Origin of the sequence: Mesorhizobium sp. M7A.F.Ca.ET.027.03.2.1, assembly GCF_003999175.1 — a bacterium.
GTDB lineage: Bacteria > Pseudomonadota > Alphaproteobacteria > Rhizobiales > Rhizobiaceae > Mesorhizobium.
The window spans coordinates 1-595 of sequence record NZ_RZOM01001779.1 but is presented as its reverse complement, the minus strand read 5'-3'; the positions used below and the strand labels follow the sequence as shown (position 1 = coordinate 595).

Below are 595 nucleotides of genomic sequence, written 5' to 3'. Positions count from 1 at the left end.
GATGTGGAAGGCGAGGCGCTGGCGACGCTGGTCGTCAACAAGCTGCGCGGCGGCCTCAAGGTCGCGGCCGTCAAGGCGCCGGGCTTCGGCGACCGCCGCAAGGCCATGCTGGAAGACATCGCCATTCTCACCGGCGGCACCGCGATCTCGGAAGATCTCGGCATCAAGCTGGAAAATGTGACGCTGCAGATGCTGGGCCGCGCCAAGAAAGTGGTGATCGAGAAGGAAAACACCACCATCGTCGACGGTGTCGGCCGCAAGGAAGAGATCCAGGGCCGTGTCGCGCAGATCAAGGCGCAGATCGAGGAGACCACCTCCGACTACGACCGCGAGAAGTTGCAGGAGCGGCTGGCCAAACTCGCCGGCGGCGTTGCGGTGATCCGGGTCGGCGGCTCGACCGAGGTCGAGGTCAAGGAGCGTAAGGACCGCGTCGACGATGCGCTGCATGCGACCCGCGCGGCCGTCGAGGAGGGCGTGCTGCCTGGCGGCGGTGTCGCGCTGCTGCGGGCAGCCAAGGCGCTCGATGCCGTGCAGACCGACAATGCGGACCAGAAGACTGGCGTCGATATCGTGCGCCGTGCCATCGAAACGCCGG

General features: G+C 66.7%; 1 protein-coding gene. It reads left to right on the top strand.

What is annotated here, in order from left to right:
* Positions 1-595, top strand: a 595-nt coding sequence (locus tag EN750_RS38020; protein WP_281062393.1) for a TCP-1/cpn60 chaperonin family protein, incomplete at both ends; no start/stop codon positions are given.